This is a genomic window from Anaerosporomusa subterranea, assembly GCF_001611555.1.
In the GTDB taxonomy this organism is placed as follows: Bacteria; Bacillota; Negativicutes; order Sporomusales; family Acetonemataceae; genus Anaerosporomusa; species Anaerosporomusa subterranea.
Window position 1 is genome coordinate 1 of record NZ_LSGP01000015.1, and the last position, 2,853, is coordinate 2,853.

General features: G+C 47.6%; 3 protein-coding genes. All 3 read right to left on the bottom strand.

Annotation, left to right across the window (positions count from 1 at the left end):
- Positions 1 to 1,175, bottom strand: a 1,175-nt coding sequence (locus tag AXX12_RS07410) for a TRAP transporter large permease (RefSeq protein WP_066240397.1), incomplete at its 3' end; no start/stop codon positions are given.
- Positions 1,175 to 1,720 carry a TRAP transporter small permease gene (locus tag AXX12_RS07415; RefSeq protein WP_066240399.1) on the bottom strand — a complete coding sequence of 182 codons (546 nt, stop codon included), beginning with the start codon at positions 1,718 to 1,720 and terminating at the stop codon, positions 1,175 to 1,177. The genes AXX12_RS07410 and AXX12_RS07415, both read right to left, overlap by 1 nt.
- A 131-nt stretch (positions 1,721 to 1,851) precedes the next feature.
- The gene (locus AXX12_RS07420; protein WP_461781731.1) at positions 1,852 to 2,847 is read right to left on the bottom strand and encodes a DctP family TRAP transporter solute-binding subunit; all 996 of its coding nucleotides are present in this window, start codon (positions 2,845 to 2,847) and stop codon (positions 1,852 to 1,854) included.
- Positions 2,848 to 2,853 lie beyond the last annotated feature (6 nt).

The following is a 2,853-nucleotide window of genomic DNA, read 5'->3' on the forward strand; positions in this document are numbered from 1 at the left end:
ATATCGTCCATACTAACTTTACTCGCGCCACACGCTGCATTAAGAACTGTACCAACTGGCGGGGTGATCAGGCCGATCGCATTATTCAGAATGAATACCACACCAAAGTATACAGGGTCAATTCCCGCTTTCGTAACGATTGGCATAAGCATCGGGGTAAGAATTAGCACGGTAGGCGTTAAGTCCATCGCAGTACCGACAATAAACACCAGAATATTGATCGCGATCATCAGTATAACCGGTTGATCAATCAACGGTTCCAGCCATACGCCGATTGCGGCCGGCACATTGGCTACGGCAATCATCCAGGCAGAGATCATCGCTGATGCGATCAGAAACATGATAATACTGGTCGATTTGGAGGCGGTGATGAGGATATGATAAAAGTCTTTAACGGTGATTTCGCGGTAGACGACAAAGCAGAGAAACATCGTATAGCCAACAGCCACTGCGGCTGCCTCTGTCGGGGTGACAACCCCGAACTTGATCCCAACCATGATCAGGATCGGTAGCGCTAGCGCCCAACTGGCTTCACGGGTGGCGGCGACAATTTCTTTAAAGCTCTTTCTCGGGAAGGTTTGCACATTCAGTTTCCGAGCCATGTACCACCAGACAATCGCTAGGCTGATGGCGATGAGCACGCCGGGAAACAGACCGGCCATGAATAGTTTAATAACTGACACGCCACTGATTGCGCCGAATACGATAAACGGAATACTTGGCGGGATAATCGGGGCAATGATTGCCGATGCGCCGATCAGAGCGGCGGCTCGGCTCTTGTCATAGCCAATTTCACCCATCATTGGAACCATGATCGCGCACAGTGCTGCCGTATCCGCAACCGCTGATCCGGATAATCCGGCGAAAATGAAGGAAGCGATAATGGCAACATAGCCGAGGCCGCCACGGATATGACCGACTAACGCTAAACCAAAGTTAACAATCCGTTTGGAAATACCACCAGCGTTCATTAGTTCGCCTACCAATAGGAAGAAGGGAATGGCCATCAATGGGAAGTTATCAGCGCCGCCGATCAACTGTTGGGCTAAGATCCGTCCATCTAGCATGTTTAGACCCAGCATCAACGCGACGCCGCTAAACAGCAGGGCGAAAGCGATCGGCATACCCAGCGCCATCGTACCGCATAATGATACTATGAAAACTATAACCGCCATTATTTGTCATCTCCCTTCGCAAATTTCTCCAGATGTACTTCATCTTCTGATTCTTGCAAATCAATTAACTCATTAACCGCGCCTTCAACATATACGGCTCGATAGGTGTTGATACACACCATGACGATCATGCAGCTAAAGGTGATCAGTCCTACACCGAACATGAATGCTAATGGCATGTCGGTCGAAGACGCCCGGTTATTCATGCCGAGTACTGTCATCGCCCAAGTTCCGGTTAAAAGCAGATACAGAACCCAGAGCATCACAATGTTGCTAATCACGACGAACAGTTTTTTCACCGCTAGCGGCATTTGCTTCACGACTGAAGAAAAGCCAAGGTGTTTATTATCCTTCATCGCGCCAATGGCGCCGATAAATACAATCCAAACGAACAGAAAACGGGACAATTCTTCCGCCCAGGTGAGTCCTGAATTAAAGAAGTAGCGCAATATTACGTTGCCTAAAATAAAGACCATCATCAGAAACAGAAAACTTGCCATCATGACATTTAATAGGCTTTCAACAAATTTGTATAGTCTGCTCATATTGCCCTTTTCCTCCTATCCCCCAATTTGAACTTTACCGAAAGAATTCGCTTCTTAAGGAGATTTAACGTTTCCTCAAGAAGCGAATTTGGTAACTAGACAATACTGTCTATAGTCAGGTTCCTAAGCTCTTACTTCGCGGCTTCGACTACTTTCTTAACCAATTCGGCGCCGTAAGTTGCTTGGTATTTTTCATAGATGGGTTTTACTGCTTCTTGCATTTTTTCTTTCTCGCCAGCTTTCAGAGGAATAACCTTTACGCCTTTAGCAGTTAAAGCGGCAGTGGCTGCTTTATCTTCTTCGGCATTGAGTTTTCTTTGGTAATCTCTGGCTTCGATGGCGGCTTTCTTCATGATTTCTTTTTCTTTGTCGTTCAGGGTATCCCAGAACACTTTGCTAACCAAGAACGGGCTGGCTGCATAGACGTGGCCGGTCAAGGTAACGTGTTTTTGCACTTCGTCAAGTTTATAGGACAAGAGATTACCGAGCGGGTTTTCCTGGCCGTCAACAACTTTTTGTTCCAGTGCGGTGTATACTTGGCTCATGGACATTGGGGTCGGGTTAACGCCCAGGGCTTTCCAAACGTCTACGTGAATGGCGCTTTCCATGGTGCGGATTTTCAGGCCTTTCATTTCGTCCATAGTGGTTACGTCGCGGCGGCTGTTCGACATGTGTCTAAAGCCGTTCTCCCAGTAAGCAAGGCCAATGAAGCTTGACTTGGATAAACCAGCTAACATCTCTGTGCCGATAGGGCCGTCAAGAACTTTGTGGGCGGTTTGGGTATCTTTGAACAGGAACGGGAGGTCAAATACACCAATGGTCGGCGAGAATGAGGAGATCGGTCCGGTTGTTACGGTTGTGCCTTGGATTGATCCTAGTTGCAGACCTTCCAACGTGCGGCGGTCGTCGCCCAGTACGCCATCAGGATAAACTTCCACTTTGATCGAGCCGCCGGATTCTTTTTCTACAATTTCTTGGAATTTGTAAAAGCCTTGAGACAGCGATCTTGCTTTCGGGTTAACTGAGCCAACCTTCATGACCTTTACTGTTGCTTTGCCGTCTTGCGGTTTTGCGTCTTTTGTCGTGGAACATCCTACTAATAACAACAAGCAAGCGACCAGTACCAAACTAAG

Excerpts from the sequence above, each read along its gene's own strand:
- AXX12_RS07415 (WP_066240399.1), bottom strand. The coding sequence starts at position 1,720 with ATGAGCAGACTATACAAATTTGTTGAAAGCCTATTAAATGTCATGATG.